The 16,199-nt window shown below is 72.0% G+C and carries 13 protein-coding genes; 6 read left to right on the top strand and 7 right to left on the bottom strand.

What is annotated here, in order from left to right:
* The first annotated feature begins 14 nt into the window (after positions 1-14).
* From ACFWV8_RS29625 to ACFWV8_RS29635, 3 genes are all read left to right on the top strand, one after another.
* A complete protein-coding gene (locus tag ACFWV8_RS29625; protein ID WP_384210637.1) occupies positions 15-515 on the top strand; it encodes an NUDIX domain-containing protein in 501 nt (166 codons plus the stop codon).
* Positions 516-614: 99 nt separating this feature from the next.
* The gene (locus ACFWV8_RS29630; protein WP_384210639.1) at positions 615-1,925 is read left to right on the top strand and encodes a hypothetical protein; all 1,311 of its coding nucleotides are present in this window, start codon (positions 615-617) and stop codon (positions 1,923-1,925) included.
* A gap of 58 nt (positions 1,926-1,983) precedes the next feature.
* Positions 1,984-2,709: an NAD-dependent deacetylase gene (locus ACFWV8_RS29635; protein WP_384210642.1), complete on the top strand. Its 726-nt coding sequence runs from the start codon at positions 1,984-1,986 to the stop codon at positions 2,707-2,709.
* Positions 2,710-2,750: 41 nt separating this feature from the next.
* Here ACFWV8_RS29635 and ACFWV8_RS29640 read toward each other — a convergent pair whose 3' ends face one another.
* From ACFWV8_RS29640 to ACFWV8_RS29670, 7 genes are all read right to left on the bottom strand, one after another.
* Complete coding sequence (locus ACFWV8_RS29640) at positions 2,751-3,290, bottom strand: methylated-DNA--[protein]-cysteine S-methyltransferase (protein WP_384210645.1); 540 nt, start codon at positions 3,288-3,290, stop codon at positions 2,751-2,753.
* A gap of 13 nt (positions 3,291-3,303) precedes the next feature.
* Positions 3,304-4,833: an AlkA N-terminal domain-containing protein gene (locus tag ACFWV8_RS29645; protein ID WP_384210647.1), complete on the bottom strand. Its 1,530-nt coding sequence runs from the start codon at positions 4,831-4,833 to the stop codon at positions 3,304-3,306.
* Positions 4,834-4,946: 113 nt separating this feature from the next.
* On the bottom strand, positions 4,947-5,768 hold the full coding sequence (locus ACFWV8_RS29650; protein WP_384210650.1) for an alpha/beta fold hydrolase: 822 nt from the start codon (positions 5,766-5,768) through the stop codon (positions 4,947-4,949).
* A gap of 247 nt (positions 5,769-6,015) precedes the next feature.
* Entirely contained in the window at positions 6,016-7,434 is a 1,419-nt protein-coding gene (locus ACFWV8_RS29655; protein ID WP_384210653.1) for a phytoene desaturase family protein, read from the bottom strand.
* Positions 7,435-7,573: 139 nt separating this feature from the next.
* On the bottom strand, positions 7,574-8,452 hold the full coding sequence (locus tag ACFWV8_RS29660; protein ID WP_384210656.1) for an inositol monophosphatase family protein: 879 nt from the start codon (positions 8,450-8,452) through the stop codon (positions 7,574-7,576).
* A gap of 101 nt (positions 8,453-8,553) precedes the next feature.
* Positions 8,554-10,365: a gamma-glutamyltransferase family protein gene (locus ACFWV8_RS29665; protein WP_384210659.1), complete on the bottom strand. Its 1,812-nt coding sequence runs from the start codon at positions 10,363-10,365 to the stop codon at positions 8,554-8,556.
* Between the two features lie 192 nt (positions 10,366-10,557).
* Positions 10,558-11,658, bottom strand: coding sequence for a DNA alkylation repair protein (locus tag ACFWV8_RS29670; protein WP_384210662.1), 1,101 nt, complete (start codon positions 11,656-11,658; stop codon positions 10,558-10,560).
* A 230-nt stretch (positions 11,659-11,888) separates the two neighbouring features.
* On the opposite strand from ACFWV8_RS29670, the gene ACFWV8_RS29675 reads away from it, so the two are divergent.
* From ACFWV8_RS29675 to ACFWV8_RS29685, 3 genes are all read left to right on the top strand, one after another.
* Positions 11,889-13,661 carry a serine/threonine-protein kinase gene (locus ACFWV8_RS29675; protein ID WP_384210665.1) on the top strand — a complete coding sequence of 591 codons (1,773 nt, stop codon included), beginning with the start codon at positions 11,889-11,891 and terminating at the stop codon, positions 13,659-13,661.
* Positions 13,658-14,986: an endonuclease/exonuclease/phosphatase family protein gene (locus ACFWV8_RS29680; protein ID WP_384210668.1), complete on the top strand. Its 1,329-nt coding sequence runs from the start codon at positions 13,658-13,660 to the stop codon at positions 14,984-14,986. Before ACFWV8_RS29675 ends, ACFWV8_RS29680 begins: the two co-directional genes overlap by 4 nt.
* 83 nt (positions 14,987-15,069) lie before the next feature.
* Positions 15,070-16,074 carry a hypothetical protein gene (locus tag ACFWV8_RS29685; RefSeq protein ID WP_384210671.1) on the top strand — a complete coding sequence of 335 codons (1,005 nt, stop codon included), beginning with the start codon at positions 15,070-15,072 and terminating at the stop codon, positions 16,072-16,074.
* The last annotated feature ends 125 nt before the right edge of the window (positions 16,075-16,199 follow it).

The raw sequence follows: 16,199 nt of genomic DNA on the forward strand, positions 1-16,199 counted from the left end.
TCTACGCTTTCCGCGTGACGACCTCTCGCGAAGCCGACTACCTCACCTATATCGCCGGCCTCCCCCGTGTCCTCTCCGGGGCCGCCGCACTCTTCCGGGACGAGGAGGGGCGCGTACTGATCGTCGAGCCCAACTACCGGCCCGGCTGGGGGCTGCCCGGCGGCACCGTCGAGTCCGACACGGGCGAGACGCCGCGTCAGGCGGCGCGGCGCGAGACGTTCGAAGAGATCGGGCTGGACGTCGAGTTGGGGCCGCTGCTCGCCGTGGACTGGTCGCAGGCGCCGGACCGGCCGGCCATCGTGGCGTATCTGTACGACGGCGGGGTCCTCGACGAGGAACGGCTCGGCGCGATCCGGCTCCAGCACGACGAGTTGCTCTCCTGGCGGCTGGTGACCCCTGCTCAGATTCCCGATCTGGTGATCGGATCGCTCGCCGGCCGCATTCTCGCGGGGCTCAATGTGCTCGAAACCGGCTCGGGGGCCGTGGAGTTGGAGAACGGCCGCCGGATCGGCTGATCCCCGGGTGCGCGGTGGTGACGCGCACGGCGGGAGCTGGTCTCATATGTCATGTACGCGCCGTTCTCGGAGACTCAGGCCCAGGACACCGGAGGGAACATGCGACGTCGGATTCACGGCTTGCTGACAGCCTTGCTCACGACGGCGGTTGTGGCGGCGGGCGCGGGAACCGCGGCGGCGGATGCCGACACCGGCGCGGGGCCGGTGACCGCGAAGACCGCCGGGCCCGGCCGGCTCCCCACGCTCCCGACGTCCGTGGACGGCGGCGCCTGGAAGTCGGGCCATGTCCAGGGCATGGCCGTCGACCGCCGCAAAGGCTTCATGTACTTCTCGTTCACCAATCTCCTCGTCAAGACCGACCTCACCGGCAAACCCGTCGGCTCGGTCACCGGATTCACCGGGCACCTCGGGGACCTGGACTTCAACACCAAGGACGGCAGGGTCTACGGCTCCCTGGAGTACAAGGCGGCCAAGGCCTTCTACATCGCGATCTTCGACGGTGACCGCATCACCGCCATGGACATGGACGCCGAGACGACCGGCGTCGTCTCCACCGTCCATCTGAAGGAGGTCGTGGACGACTACACGGCCGACATGGACGGCGACGGCGTCTTCGACGGCGACACCGCGAAGACCGCCGACCACCGCTACGGATGCAGCGGCATCGACGGCGTCGCCTTCGGACCCGGCTTCGACGACAGGCGCCCCGGCGGCGAGCACGGCGCCCCGCGCACCCAGCTGCTCACCGTCGCGTACGGCGTCTACGCCAACACCTCCCGGCAGGACAACGACAACCAGGTCCTGCTCCAGTACGACATCCGGCGCTGGAAGAAGTACGAGCGCCCGCTCACCGAGGCGGACCCGCACACCAGCGGCCCCGCCGCGCCCGATGGCAAGTACTTCAGCTACACCGGCAACACCACGTACGGCGTGCAGAACCTCGACTACGACGCGTACACCGGCAACTGGCTGCTGGCCGCGTACAAGGGCACCAAGACGCAGTTCCCGAACTACTCGCTCTTCGTCCTGGACGGTTCCAAGCACCCGGTCTCCGGGCCCGTCGCCGGCCAGCCGGAGCCGGAACGCGGACGGCTGCTGCCGCTCCTCGCGCGGGGGCTGCACCACCCGGCGTCCGGGACGTACGGCTGGGAGTCGACCGGCCAGTACGGTCTGGTGTCGCTGGACGACGGCCGGTACTACCTCGCCGAGGCGGGCACGATCGTGGAGGACGGCGTCACCAAGCAGACGGGCAAGGCCGTGATGAACCGCTGGACGGGCGAGGTGCCGACCCCCTTCGCCCCGGTCCCCACGGCGGCGGCCGACGGCACGACCGACCCCTCCGACTACCCGGGCCACGCGCCGCACCCAGGACACGTCGGACACATCAGTCACAGCGGGCACCTTCACTAAGGCCGGGCCGACGCTTATCGGGTCGCTCCTTCCCGGCACCGCTGAGTACCCTCGCGGCATGACTCTCGTCGCGATTTTCAGCGGCGCCGGGATCTCCACCGACTCCGGCATTCCCGACTACCGAGGTCCGAACGGTGTGTGGCGGCGCAATCCTGCGGCCGAGAAGCTCGTCACGTACGACACGTACATGAACGACCCGGACGTCCGCCGCCGCTCATGGCTGATGCGCCGCGACAGCCCGGCCTTCCGTGCCCGGCCGAACGTGGCGCACCGCGCCGTCGCCGAGCTCGACCGGGCGGTCGACGGAGAGGTCCGGGTGATCACGCAGAACGTCGACGGGCTCCACCAGCTCGCCGGTACGCCCGCCCGCAAGGTGCTCGAACTGCACGGCACGGCGCGGGCGGTGGTCTGCACCGGGTGCCACGCACGCTCTACGATGGAGGAGGCGATGGCCCGGGTCGAGGCGGGCGAGGACGACCCGCCGTGCACCGAGTGCGGTGCCGTCCTGAAGTCGGCGACGGTGATGTTCGGCCAACGGCTTGATCCGCAGGTGCTCGGGCAGGCCCTGTCGATCACCAAGGCGTGCGAGGTCTTCATCGCCGTCGGCACGACCCTCCAGGTACAGCCGGCCGCCTCGCTCGCGGGGATCGCTGCCGAGCACGGCGCGCGGCTCCTGATCGTGAACGCCGAGCCGACGCCGTACGACGAGCAGGCCGACGAGGTCATCCGTGAGCCGATCGGTACGGCGCTGCCCGAACTGCTGAAGCGGTTCCACGCGAACTGAGCGGGCGGGGCGGGCGCGTTGGGGGCGTGGGCGCGTGGGCGTCAGAAGAGCGTGCCCGCCGTGCCCGCCCTCGTGTCGGCGGGCGGCGCGTCCGCCGCGCCCTCGAAGACCAGCAGGCGCTGCTTGCGGTCCAGCCCGCCGCCGTAACCGGTGAGGCCGCCGGTCGATCCGATCACCCGGTGGCAGGGCACGATGATCCCCACCGGATTCTTGCCGTTGGCCAGTCCGACCGCGCGCGACGCGCCCGACTTGCCCAGCGCGCCCGCCAGTTGACCGTACGAGCGGGTCTCGCCGTACGGGATCGTCAGCAGCTGCTCCCAGACGCTGCGCTGGAACGGCGTACCGTGCAGCCGCAGCGGCAGGTCGAACTCGGTGCGCTCGCCGGCGAAGTACTCGTCTAGCTGGTCGATCACCTCGCCGAACGGCCGGGCGTCGCTCGCGCCGAAACTCTCCTGCGGCGGGCGATGGCGTTGCTCGGTCATGTAGAGACCGCTCAGCACCCCGTCGGTGGCGACGAGCGTCAGCGGCCCGTACGGGCTGTCGGCCACGGTGTGCGATCGGCTGTTCATGCCGGTGGTCATGCGGTGAACTCCTTTATGCGGGAAGGACGTTGATGGCGTGGTCCTCGGTCGCCCAGAGGTACTGGACCGCGTAGGCGCGCCAGGGCCGCCACGCGGCGGCGCGTGACGTCAGCGCGGCGGGTGTCGACGGCAGTCCCAGCGCCGACGCGGCACGGCGCATCCCGAGGTCCGTCGGCAGGAAGGCGTCCGGGTCGCCGAGCGCGCGCATCGCGATCGCCTCGACGGTCCACGGGCCGAACCCGGGCAGCGCGTGCAGACGGGCCCTGGCCTCGTCCCAGTCGCTGTCCGTGCCGAGCGGCAGCGTGCCGTCGGCCAGCGCCTCGACCAGGGTCATGAGCGTGGTGCGGCGGCTGCGCGGCAGCGCGAGCGCTTCGGGGTCGAGCGCGGCCAACTCGGCGGGCGTGGGGAAGAGATGGGTGAGGCCGCCCTCGGGATCGTCCACGGGTGTGCCGTGCGCGGTGACAAGGCGCGCGGCGTGCGTGCGGGCGGCGGCGGTCGAGACCTGCTGACCGAGCACCGCGCGTACGGCGAACTCGGCGGCGTCGACGGTGCCCGGCACCCGGCGGCCGGGCGCCTTGTCGACCAGCGGGGCGAGCAGCGGGTCGGTACGGAGCTGGTCGTCGACGGCGACCGGGTCGGCGTCCAGGTCGAGCATGCGGCGGCAGCGGCTGATGGCGACGGTGAGATCGCGCGGGTCGGTCAGCGCGAGCCGGCAGCGGATGTGGTCGGGCTTTGGCGTCAGGGCGACGATGCCGTGTCCGTACGGAAGGGCGAGCGTGCGCCGGTACGCGCCGTCGCGCCACTCCTCGACGCCCGGGACGGCGGTGGCCGCCAGATGTCCGAAGAGGTTGTCGGGGTTGAGCGGTGCGCGGAAGGGCAGCCGCAGACAGATCACCCCGGGCGTCGAAGACGGGGCTGCGGACCCGGTAGAAAGCCTGGCCGAAGGCCCGGTGGCCGGCGCCGGGGCGGTGCCCGAACGCCGGGAGCCGCGTGCCCGCAGCTCGGTCGGCGAGAGCGCGAACACCTCACGGACGGTGTCGTTGAAGGTGCGGATGGACGAGAACCCGGCGGCGAAGGCGACCTGCGCCATCGGCAGCGCGGTCGTCTCGATGAGCAGCCGCGCGGTCTGGGCCCGCTGGGCGCGGGCCAGCGCGAGCGGCCCGGCGCCGAGTTCGGCGAGCAGCTGCCGTTCGATCTGGCGCTCCGAGTAGCCGAGCCGCCCGGCGAGTCCCGTGACGCCCTCCCGGTCGACGATCCCGTCCTGGATGAGACGCATGGCGCGGGCGACGGAGTCGGCGCGGGCGTTCCACTCGGGCGAGCCGGGGCTGGTGTCCGGCCGGCAGCGCTTGCAGGCGCGGAAGCCGGCCTGCTGACAGGCGGCTGCGCTCGGGTGGAAGACCATGTTCTCGGCCTTCGGGGGCACGACCGGGCAGCTCGGCCGGCAGTAGATACCGGTGGTCAGGACGGCGGTGAAGAACCATCCGTCGAATCGCGCGTCCTTGGACCGGACGGCGCGCAAGCAGCGCTCGGTGTCGGTGTGCATGCGTCAAGCATCCGGCACGGAGTGTGCCGGACGCTGGCGAGAATCCGACATCGACCTTGTGCTGCCTGCGCGTAACGCGGTCGCCCGGCGTATGTCCTCCCGCCTCGGCCGGCTCAGCTGATGAAGGCCATGAGGTCGGCGTTGAACTCCTGCTCGTGGTCGCCGTACAGACCGTGCGGCTGGCCCGGGTAGATCTTCAGCGTCGAGTCCTTGATCAGCTCGGCCGACTTGGGACTGGCGGCCACGAGCGGCACGATCTGGTCGTCGTCGCCCTGCGCGAGGAGGGTGGGGACGTCGAAGCGCTTGAGGTCCTCCGTGAAGTCCGTCTCGGAGAACACTTTGACGCAGTCGTACGCCGCCTTGATGCCGACCTGCATGCTCCACAGCCAGAACGCGTCGCGCATCCCCTTCGAGATCGCGGCGCCGGGGCGGTTGAAGCCGTAGAAGGTGTCCGTGAGGTCCTCGTAGAACTGCGAGCGGTTGGCCGCCAAGCCCGCGCGGAGGCCGTCGAAGACGTCGACGGGCAGGCCCTCGGGGTTGGCGTCGGTCCGCAGCATCAGCGGGGGGATCGAGCTCAGCAGCAGCGCCTTGGAGACCCGGGACGTGCCGTACTTGCCGATGTAGCGGGCGACCTCGCCGCCGCCCGTGGAGTGTCCGACGAGGACGGCGTCACGGATGTCCAGCGTGTCCAGGAGCTGGGCGAGATCGTCGGCGTACGTGTCCATGTCGTTGCCCTGCCAGGGCTGGCCGGAGCGGCCGTGGCCCCTGCGGTCGTGCGCGATGCCGCGGAAGCCGTTCTCGGCGACGAGACGGAGCTGGCCGTCCCAGGCGTCGGCGTTGAGCGGCCAGCCGTGGCTGAAGACGACGGGGCGGCCCGTGCCCCAGTCCTTGTAGAAGATCTCGGTGCCGTCGGTGGTGGTGATGGTGGTGGCCATGACGGTGTGTCCCCTCTTCGTGGTGGTGGCGTCGCACGTCGCGGACGGCCCGGCGGCGGTCGGTGGGGCTGCGCGCGCACGACGCGGCGCGGCGGCGGCCTCCGCCTCGACCTCGATGAGTGGGGGGCTCTCGCCCTCTCCGGGGCGTGCCGACCGTGAACACCGGACGCCAACAGCGTCTCAGGAATCGGCGGGTCCCGCCTGATGGGGAAGACCCGCCCGCGAAGGAGCCGCGCGGGCCGCGCGGTCAGGCCGTCGCGCGCAGCTTGCGCCAGACCGCCTTCGCCGCGTTCTGCCCCGACATGCCGTGCACGCCGGGTCCCGGCGGAGTCGCCGACGAGCAGATGAAGACCGCGGGGTGCGGGGTGCTGTACGGCGACAGCGAGAGCTTGGGCCGCAGCAGCAGCCGGAGCCCGGCCACCGAGCCGCTGGCGATGTCCCCTCCCACGTAGTTGGCGTTGCGGGCCGCGAGCTCCGGCGGGCCGGCGGTCGCGCGGGCCAGGACGCGGTCCCGGAAGCCGGGCGCGAAGCGCTCGATCTGCCGCTCGATCGCCTCGGTCAGATCGCCGTCCCAGGCGTGCGGGACATGGCCGTACGCCCAGAAGACATGCTTTCCGGCGGGGGCACGGGACGGATCGACCAGGCTGGGCTGGGCGGTGATCAGGAACGGCGTGGCGGGTGCGCTGCCGCCGTACGCCAGATCCAGCGCCGTACTGATCTCCCCCTTGGTGGGCCCCACTTGGACCGTGCCGGCCCGGCGCGCCGCCTCCGCCGTCCAGGGCACGGGGCCGTCCAGCGCGTAGTCGATCTTGAAGACGCTGGGGCCGTAGCGGTAGGAGTCGTACGCCCGGCCGAGCCCCGCGATACGGGCGAGCGCGGTCGGTGAGGTGTCGAAGACATACGCGCGGGCCGGCGGCAGGTCGTCGAGCCGCTTGACCTCGAAGCCGGTGTGGATCGTGCCGCCGAGGTCGAGCAGATACGCGGCGAGGGCGTCCGAGATGGCCTGGGAGCCGCCGCGCGGCAGCGGCCAGCCGTTCTCGTGCGCGGCGAGCGCGAACATCAGGCCAACGCCGCCGGTCGCGATCCCACTCAACGGGGCGATGACATGGGCGACGAGGCCGGCGAACAGCCCCTTGGCCTTCTCGTCGTGGAACCGCTTCATCAGGAGGTTGGAGCTCGGGAGCCCGGCGAGGCCGAAGCGGGCGAGCGTGAGGGTGTCGTGCGGCAGGCCCCTGGGGGGCAGCGCCATGAAGTCCCGCGCGAACGCGTCCCACTTGCCGAGGAAGGGGGCGAGCAGCCGGCGGTACGCCCCCGCGTCGCGCGGGCCGAAGGAGGCGGCGGTCTCGGCGACGGAGCGAGACAGCACGGCGGCCGTGCCGTCGTCCCAGGGGTGGGCCATCGGCAGCTCGGGGTGCAGCCACTCCAGGCCGAACCGGGCGAGGGGCATGTCGTTGAACGCGGGCGATCCCGCGCCCAGGGGGTGCACGGCCGAACAGGGGTCGTGGCGGAAGCCGGGGAGGGTGAGTTCCTCGGTCCGCGCTCCCCCGCCCACGGTGTCGCGGGCCTCGAACACGGCGACGGAGAATCCACGCCGGGCCAGCTCGACAGCGGCGGTCAGGCCGTTGGGTCCCGCCCCCACGACGACGGCATCGAGCATCGACGGCACCTTCGGACTCCTTCGTCAGCCGATGGCCAGAGGATCCAGCCTATTCCTGACCTCTGACACTCTGTCGGCGGGGCGAGGGATATGGAGGAGGCGCTGGTCGCCGGGGGGGGCGCGTCGGTGTGCTTGTGCGGCGCGGGCCTCAGGCTCCCGGTGCCGAGCCCGCGCCGGCTCCCGCCTCTTCCGCCGTACGCCCGCCCGTCAGCAGGCGCTCCCGTATCCGCCGCGCGGTCGCCTCGTCACGCGCCGCCGTGAAGGGCAGCGCGTTGCCGCCCGTGACCCGGAACGGCTCCCCCGCAAGGGTCAGCTGCGCACCCCCGGCCTCCGTCACCAGAAGGAGTCCCGCCGCGTGGTCCCAGGCCAGCTCCCAGCTGAAGGCGACGGCGTCGAGCGTGCCGAGCGCGACGGCCAGATACTCCAGCCCCGCCGAGCCGCACGGCCGGGCGGCGATGTCGTCGGCGTCGCGGACACCCAGGAGCGCGCGCTTCTCCTCGGCCGTGGTGTAGTCCGGGTGGGAGATCGCGACGTCCAGGACCGCGCCGGGCTCCGGCGTACCGGAGCGGATAGGCACGCCGTTCAACCGGGCGCCCCGTCCTCGTACGGCGGTGGCCATCTCGCCGGTCACCGGCGCGTACGTCCAGGAGGCCAGCACCTCGCCGCCCTGGGCGAGCGCGACCAGCGTGCAGAAACCCGGCTCGCCCCGGACGAACTGACGGGTGCCGTCGACCGGGTCGACGATCCATACGGGCGCGTCGCCGCGCAGCGCCCCGTACACGGCGGGGTCGGCGTGGACGGCCTCCTCGCCCACCACGACAGAACCGGGCAGCAGCGCCGTGAGGGCGGCGGTCAGATGCTCCTCGGCACCCCGGTCGGCGCTGGTCACCAGGTCGTGGGGGCCGGACTTCTCGACGATCTCGTGTGCGGCGAGCTGCCGGTAGCGCGGCACGATCTCGGCGGCGGCCGCGTCACGCACCGCCGCCTCGACAGCGGAAAGGTCACCGTTCAGGAAGTCATCGATCATTCCTCAAGACAACCACAGGGGTACGACAACCCAGGTGGGAGCGGAGATGACGGCTCGATGGCGGCTCGGCGTCCCCCCGCTGACCGGCCCGATCCGGGGCTCTAGCGGCCCACCGCGTACCCCTGCATGCCTCGCGGGTTGGCCGCGGCCGACAGGACGCACGTACGCGGGTCCCTCGCGACCGCGCAGAGCCGGCCTTCCGACCAGGGTTCGCCGACGGTGACGTCGTGGCCCCTGCGGCGCAGCCCTTCTACTACTGCCGCGTCCATGGACGGCTCCACCGTGATGCTGCCCGGCCACATCCCGCGCGGGTAGAAGGAGCTGGGGAAGCTGTCGTTGTGCCAGTTGGGCGCGTCGATCGCGCCCTGGAGATCGAGTCCGCCGCGTACCCGCGGGCGCAGCGCGACGGCCAGGAAGAAGTGGAACTGCCACTGGTCCTGCTGGTCGCCGCCGGGGGTGCCGAAGGCCATGACGGGAGTGCCGTCACGCAGGGCGAGGGACGGCGTCAGCGTGGTCCGGGGCCTGCGGCCCGGGGTGAGGGAGTTCGGCAGTCCCGGCTCCAGCCAGGTCATCTGGAGGCGGGTGCCGAGCGGGAAGCCGAGTTCGGGCACGACCGGATTGGACTGGAGCCAGCCGCCGCTCGGTGTCGCGGCGATCATGTTGCCCCAGCGGTCCACCACGTCGAGGTGGCAGGTGTCGCCCCGGGTCGCGCCGTCGCGGGCGACGGTCGGCTCGCCCGCGCCGGCCGCCGGGACGCCGAGCGCGTCGAAGCCGGCCTCACCGGCGGCGACGGCGGTGGCGTGGGCGCTGAGGACGGGCTCGCGTCCGTCGGGGCTGCCGGGGCGCAGTTCGTGCGAGGCCTTCTTCCCGACCAGGGCGCGGCGGGCGGTGTTGTACGGCTCCGAGAGGAGGGTGCCGAGCGGTACGTCGGCGGCGTCGCCGTACCAGGCCTCCCGGTCGGCCATGGCCAGCTTGCAGCCCTCGGTAAGGAGGTGGACGTACTCCTCGGAGCCGTACGCCGGAAGCTCAGGGGCCGGCGGCAGCAGGGCGAGCTGCTGGAGGAAGGCGGGGCCCTGGCTCCAGCCGGCGGCCTTGCAGAGGGTCCAGCCGTTCCAGTCGTACGTCGCGGGCGCCTCGTACGTCGCTGACCACCCGGCCAGGTCGGCGGCGGTCAGGGTGCCGGTGTGGCGGGAGCCGCTGGTGTCGATGGCGGGCCGGTCCGACGCTCGTATCAGCGCCTCGGCGATGAACCCCCGGCGCCAGATGTCGCGCGCGGCCTCGATCTGCGCGACCCGGTCGCCGCCGCCGGCCGCCTCGGCCTCGGCGGTCAGCCGGCGCCAGGTGGCGGCGAGCGCGGGGTTGCGGAACAGCTCTCCGGGCGCCGGGGACCGGCCGCCGGGAAGGTAGACGTCGGCGGACGAGGTCCACTCGGTCTCGAACAGTTCGCGGACGCTGTCCACGGTCTCGCCGACCCGCTCGACGGGCGCGTGACCGTCCTCGGCGTAGCCGATGGCGTAACTCAGCACCCGCGCCAGGGATTTGGTGCCGTGATCGCGCAGCAGCAGCATCCAGGCGTCGAAGGCCCCGGGCACGGCGGCGGCCAGCGGCCCGGTGCCGGGGACGAGTTCGAGCCCGAGGGAGCGGTAGTGCTCGATCGTGGCCCCGGCGGGCGCCGGGCCTTGGCCGCAGAGCACCTGGACCTCGCCTCCGGCGGGGGCGATGATGATCGGCACCTCGCCGGCAGGCCCGTTGAGGTGCGGCTCCACGACATGCAGGACGAACCCGGCGGCGACGGCGGCGTCGTAGGCGTTCCCGCCGTCCTCCAGCACGGCCATCGCGGACTGCGAGGCGAGCCAGTGGGTGGAGGACACCATGCCGAAGGTGCCTTGGAGGGTGGGACGGGTGGTGAACATATGGCCTCTCGCCTCACTGTTTCCGCCGGTCGACCGGGCCGGTCGCAGCGCTCGGGACCGGTCCTCTCCCCGGTCCGCACCTCCAGCAGGCTATCGATCACGCCGCGCCCGTCCCGACACCGGATGCCGGTCGGCCGGCGGTCTCCCGGAACGGGGACCACGAACTCCTCGTACACGGTCCGCACTCGCGTCCTACGTGGCCGGGGACCGTACCTCGAACTCCGCGCGGCCGTACCGCTCTCCGTTGATCTGCAACTCAAGCGCGTGCGTGCCGGGGTAGTGCACCCGCGTCGTCATCGGGCGGAAGACGTGCCGCCCGGCGAAGTCGGCCGTCTCGCCCACCGCGAGGTGCCGGGTGGCCAGCTTGAAGACCTTCGCGGCGAGGCGGCCGTCCTTCTTCACGTAGTGCACGACGTAGTCGACGGCGATGTCGGACGGTGCGCCCCCCGCGTTGGTGACGGTGAAGGTGAACCCCAGCTCTCCGGGGAAGTCGACGACGGACACCCCGAGTTCGAGCTCCCCGACCACCACATCGGCCGGCGCGAAGCCGAGGAGGGCGAGCGCGCCCGGGTGGCCTTTCTTGATCAGGGTGCGCAGCCCGCGCCTGACCACGGAGGGGGTCGTCGTCGCGGCATCGGCCAGCCAGCGGGTGGCCGTCATGACGACGAGTTCGGGATCGAGGCGGCTGAGGTCGTTGAGGTGGTTGGCGACGGAACGGCGCACATAGTCGCTGGGGTCGCGGTAGAGCGCGTCGAGGATCCGCCCGGTCGCGGACGGATCGGCGAGCAGCGCGCGTACCCGGATCGCCCAGGGCAGATAGGGACGCGTGCCCTCGCTGGCGAGGCGGCGTACATGCGCGTCCGGATGGTCCGTCCACCCGAGCGCGGCGGCGAGGGCCCGGGCGGGGTCGGCTTCGATCAGCCGTCTGATCGGGAACTCACTGGTGAGTCGCGGGGTCAGCTCGGCCATCAGGGCGAGGGCGTCGTCGTAGGCGTCCGCGCTTCCGTCGGCGAGCGCGAGGGTCGTGACGGTCTCACCGACCGGCCACACGGCCCAGCCGTCGAACGACGGGTCTTCGAGCAGACCGCGGACGATCGCGTTGGTGTCGCGGTAGCCGGGCGGCAGGGTGTCGAGCAGGGTCCGCGAGACGAGGTCGGTCCGCTCGCGCAGGCTGAGCGGCTCCAGTTGACCGGCCGTGATCGCGGAGAGATGACGACCGTTGGTGACGCCGTTCAGCCGTCGGGACAGGTCGCCGACGACCGTGAGGTTGAGCAGTTCGTTCATCGCGCCCATCGGCGTCTCCAGTCATGGGTGAGCTTCGCAGCGTAGGTGATGCTCTCCTCACGGAGCACGTCGAGATCTTCGCTCGCCGAGCCGTCGCGGCCCGCTGACCGGACCGTGTCCGCCCGTCCTTCGGCGCGACGCGGTGTCCGGTTCGGCATGCCGAACCGGGCTGCGGGCAGCGGGTCTTCGGGGGTCCGTGCGGCCGATCGCCGAACCCCCTGCCGGGGCGCCGCCCTCACGTGGGAGAAATCGAGGCCCACTCGCACGTGACGCAGAAGGGCACGCACATGGCCGGGTACACCCCGACGGCCCCCGATGGACAGCCTCCCCGCCCGCGGTACTCCGCGGGGTCCGACGGCTCCGCGCCGGTGAAGCCGCTCCAGCCGCAGGACCCCCCGGAGATCGACGGGTACCGGCTGCACGGTCGGATCGGGGAAGGCGGGATGGGCACCGTCTATCTGTCGTACTCGCCGGGCGGGCAGCCCGTCGCCCTGAAGGTGATCCGGCGTGATCACGCCGACGACCCGGGCTTCCTCTCCCGCTTCGAGCGTGAGGTGGCTCTGGCGGGCCGGGTGCGCGGGCACTACACGCTCCCGGTGACGGACTCACGGACGGGCGGCGGGCGACCGTGGCTCGCCACCGCGTACGCCGCCGGGATCCCACTGGACCGGGCGGTGCTGGAACACGGCCCGCTGCCCGTCGACACGGTCCTGCTGCTCATGGCCGGGATCGCGGAGGGCATGCAGTCCGTGCACGACGCCGGGATCATCCACCGCGATCTCAAGCCGTCCAACGTGCTTCTCACCATGGACGGACCGAAGGTGCTGGATTTCGGGATCGCGTCCGCGCTGTACGGGACGTCGCTCACCGGGACCGGTCAGTCGGTCGGCACCCTCGACTACATGGCGCCCGAGCAGATCTCCGGCTCCGAGCCGCACACACAGGCCCTCGACATCTTCCCGCTGGGGCTGCTCACGTACTTCGCGGCCACGGGACGGCATCCGTACGGCGAAGGTCCGCCGATGACCGTCGCGTACCGGATCATGCACGAGCCGCCCGATCTGTCGGGGTGCCCGGCGACGCTGGTGCCGATCGTCGCGGCGTGCCTGGAGACCGACGCGGCCCGGCGGTCGCGTACGCACGACGTGATCGCCGCGTGCGTACAGGCGTCGGGGGGTACGGCGCTGCGGCGCGGCGCCCTGTGGCTGCCGGCTCCGGTACGGGCCGCCGTCGCGGCCCGGGAGGTGGACGCCGGGCCCGTCGACCCGGGGCGGGCCTTCGCGGCCTTGCCCACCCAGGGGCCCGCCCGCCCCGTACCTCCCGGGCCGCCCGCGCGGGGGCCGTACCCGACGACCACGGCGCCGGACGGCCGACGGCGGCGCTCCCCGGCTCTCGCCGTGGTCACGGCGGTGTGCGCGGTGGCGCTCGGGGTCGCGACAGCCGTCGCGGTCTGGCCGGAGAACACGTCCGGCAGCCCGTCGAAGGACGCCCGGCCGCAGCGACCGGGCGACGAGGGCGGCGCCGGGGAGAAGCCGACGGCTTCCGGGTCCCCGGACGGCGAGGCCTCGCCGTCCGGGAGCCCGGACGGCGGCGGAGGCGCCGGACAACTCACCAAGGTCGTGGACAAGCAGCCGCTCACGCTGCCTTTCCCGTCCAGTGCCTGTGGTGTGAACGGCGTCGATCTCGACGTGCCCGAAACGAACGACGACATCACCAACGCCAACGAACTTGAGTACGGCGACTGCAAGAGCCAGCAGGTCGAGATGGGCGGCAGGAACTTCGGTACGGGGCCGCCGAGCCGGCCGTCGGACCACGAGGAGTGCATGGCACAGGCGCGGTTGGAGGCCGTCGGTGACATGGACGCGGAGGAATTCCGTAACGGGCAGACGTTCTGCGTGATCACCGACGAGGAGAACGTCGCCTGGCTGAAATTCCTCGGGGCGCAGGAGACCAACAACCTGTATCCGGATCTCCGGTTCGAACTGACCCTCTGGAAGCGGGAGCAGGCATGAGGCGACGGACGGTCCGTGTGGTGGCCGCGGTACTTCTCGTGGGTGCGCTGTCGGCCTGCGGGGGAAGCGGGGGCGGCGGCAAGGGGGGAGAGAAAGCCCGGGGGCAGGAGATCCGAGGGCAGGCGGCCGGCTCGGCGCAGACGTACACCGTGACCACCTTCAAGGACCTGCCGGGCTACACGGAGCCCGGCGCCGGGGAGCCTACGGGCACGCTGCGCGCGGGCGAGAACTACGTGTACTGCAAGGTCGGTGGGCCCAGGGTCCAGGAGGGCGACGCGTACAACTCGTGGTGGCTGAGGACCGATCTGGACACCGGGAGCACCTGGCGGGGGCAGTACGTGTCCGCTTTCGGGCTCGCCAAGTGGGACGACGACGAGGCGAAGGATGTCAACGGGGCGGAGATCCCGGACTGCGGAGCGACCGGACCGCCGGACGGCGAAGGCGGTGGCGGTGACGAGGTCGGTGGCGGGGAGGTCGCGAAGTCGACCTACGTCGTGGGTCAGTTCAACATGGCGGGCGGGCACGCCACTTGGAGCAAGAAGGCCGGGGGCCCGGCGGCGTTCGTCGCGAGCGTGAGGACGCGTAAACCCGCCTTCGTCACGATCCAGGAGTCCTGCGACGACTGGAACCGTCTCGTGGAGACGGGGCTCGACCTGGCGCGTGCCAAGGACAGTGCCGTCCCCGAGTACGACATCGCCTTCCGCCAGGTGAGGCATGAGGACGAGCCCGGTGGCGCGGCCAGGTGCAAGCATCCCGAAGACCCGCAGGGCCGGGCCGCGTTCGGCACCGCGATCCTGTACCGAACGGATCTCGGTTTCGACCAGGGACCGGCCGCCCCGCACGATCTGGAGACGCCCGAGGGGGGCGAGCACCGGCAGATGCAGTGCGTGACCTCGCAGCGGATCAACACCGTCGTCTGTACCGCCCACCTCACCAAGGACGGTGGTGACGCGGAGCAAGTGGCCCGTCGTCACGAGGCGTCGGTCGCGAAGGGCATTCTCCGGGACTCGTACGGCGCGTACACGCGGTTCGTCGGGCTGGACATGAACGACGACCCCATGTCCGGGACGGCCGACCACTTCTACCATCCGGACTACGGCAACGGCGCCCAGGGCGAGTTGAAAGAACTGTTCAGCCACTGCGGGAACGACATCCGCGAGCGGCCCTTTCCCGCGGCGGAACCCTGCCGCGGCGGTGAGCGCACGCACGACAGCCTTCAGAAGATCGACTACATCTTCGCCTCTCCGCACGTCGAGCACGTCGGACATGACGTGAACGACGCCCACTCCGACCACCGCGTCCTGTGGGCGACCGTGAGATTCTGATCGCGTCCCCGCCCCGACCTGCGGATTTCGGCGCGGGCCGAATCGCGTGGCGGGCCGGGGGCCCTCCCGGCACGCTGGGTGACATGAGTACCCGGACGGACATCCCTCAGCCGCCCCTCGACGCCCGGACGCCTCGCGAGTTCCATGCCGCCCTCATGGAACTGCGCGAGGCGTGCGGGGCGCCGTCGTACAAGGACATCAACGCGGGGGCGAGCGACGCCGGGCAACAGGCCATCGCCCGCAGCACGTTGTCCAATCTGGTCACCGCCAGATATCCGAAGATCCCGCCACGGCTGTCGCTGGTGCGCTCCTTCGTCGCGGGCTGTCTGATCTCCGCGGGACGCTCTGTCGAGGCGGCCACGGCCGAGATCGAAGGCTGGGAGCGGGCCTGGCTGCATCTGGTGTCAGCGATGGGCGAGTCGCCCGGCGAACCGGTGGGGCCAGCGGTCGGCGAGATCGTCGGCGGGGCGGAACCCGTGCCGTCCGTGGACCTCGTGGCACCGGAGGACCGCTCCACCGGCATCCCGGTCCCGAGGCCCCGGAGTTGGTCACCCGCTCTGCGCGCGGGACTGATCGCGCTGGCCTTGGCCACCTCCTTCGTCGCGGGGACGTTCGTCGACCTGTGGGGGCGGCCGACGGGGGAACCGGCCGCCGCGCGGACTCCGCCCGGCTATGAACTCGGGCGGTGCGCCGAGGGGTTGAAGCCCGACCCCGGGACCCGTTCGCTCTCGCTCGGGCGGGAGCCGGGACCGCCGGGCTCGCCGCGGCCCGACCGCTGGATCGAGACCCGCACCCAGTCGCATCCGGAGCACGGCTGGATCGTGTGGGGGCGGCTCACCGAGAGCGCTTCCGCGATGGACCGCCTGTGGCTGGACTGGACGTACGTCGAGGATCCGCAGGACCAGGCCGAGTGGCGGCAGTGCGGGGTGCAGCCGATCGCCGAAGGCCGGGACACTCCGGCGGCGCTGGCCCGGGACGACGGGCGCAAACGGTGGTTCCGCGCCTGCGGGCAGGCGCCACCGGAGGACCGTACACCGGGCCGGTCGGGCGTCTTCTGCACCAGTTGGGTACGCCCCGGCGTTACCTAGGTCCTGTCCGGTGGATCTTCGCGGAGAAGCCCGGAGCGTCTGGCGCGGTGCATCGCAAGGCGCCGAAGTGCCCGCAGGGCGGTTTCCTGTGGGCACTTCGGCAACGCGGCGAGGTGCCGTGCCAG

The sequence above is a fragment of the Streptomyces sp. NPDC058665 genome, from assembly GCF_042714995.1.
Classification (GTDB): Bacteria; Actinomycetota; Actinomycetes; order Streptomycetales; family Streptomycetaceae; genus Streptomyces.

Bases quoted from the DNA above. Each gene is read 5' to 3' on its own strand.
- ACFWV8_RS29635 (WP_384210642.1), top strand. From the start codon at position 1,984: ATGACTCTCGTCGCGATTTTCAGCGGCGCCGGGATCTCCACCGACTCC.
- ACFWV8_RS29650 (WP_384210650.1), bottom strand. From the start codon at position 5,768: ATGGCCACCACCATCACCACCACCGACGGCACCGAGATCTTCTACAAG.
- ACFWV8_RS29640 (WP_384210645.1), bottom strand. From the start codon at position 3,290: ATGACCACCGGCATGAACAGCCGATCGCACACCGTGGCCGACAGCCCG.
- ACFWV8_RS29630 (WP_384210639.1), top strand. From the start codon at position 615: ATGCGACGTCGGATTCACGGCTTGCTGACAGCCTTGCTCACGACGGCG.
- ACFWV8_RS29665 (WP_384210659.1), bottom strand. From the start codon at position 10,365: ATGTTCACCACCCGTCCCACCCTCCAAGGCACCTTCGGCATGGTGTCC.
- ACFWV8_RS29645 (WP_384210647.1), bottom strand. From the start codon at position 4,833: ATGCACACCGACACCGAGCGCTGCTTGCGCGCCGTCCGGTCCAAGGAC.
- ACFWV8_RS29680 (WP_384210668.1), top strand. From the start codon at position 13,658: ATGAGGCGACGGACGGTCCGTGTGGTGGCCGCGGTACTTCTCGTGGGT.
- ACFWV8_RS29670 (WP_384210662.1), bottom strand. From the start codon at position 11,658: ATGGGCGCGATGAACGAACTGCTCAACCTCACGGTCGTCGGCGACCTG.
- ACFWV8_RS29685 (WP_384210671.1), top strand. From the start codon at position 15,070: ATGAGTACCCGGACGGACATCCCTCAGCCGCCCCTCGACGCCCGGACG.
- ACFWV8_RS29660 (WP_384210656.1), bottom strand. From the start codon at position 8,452: ATGATCGATGACTTCCTGAACGGTGACCTTTCCGCTGTCGAGGCGGCG.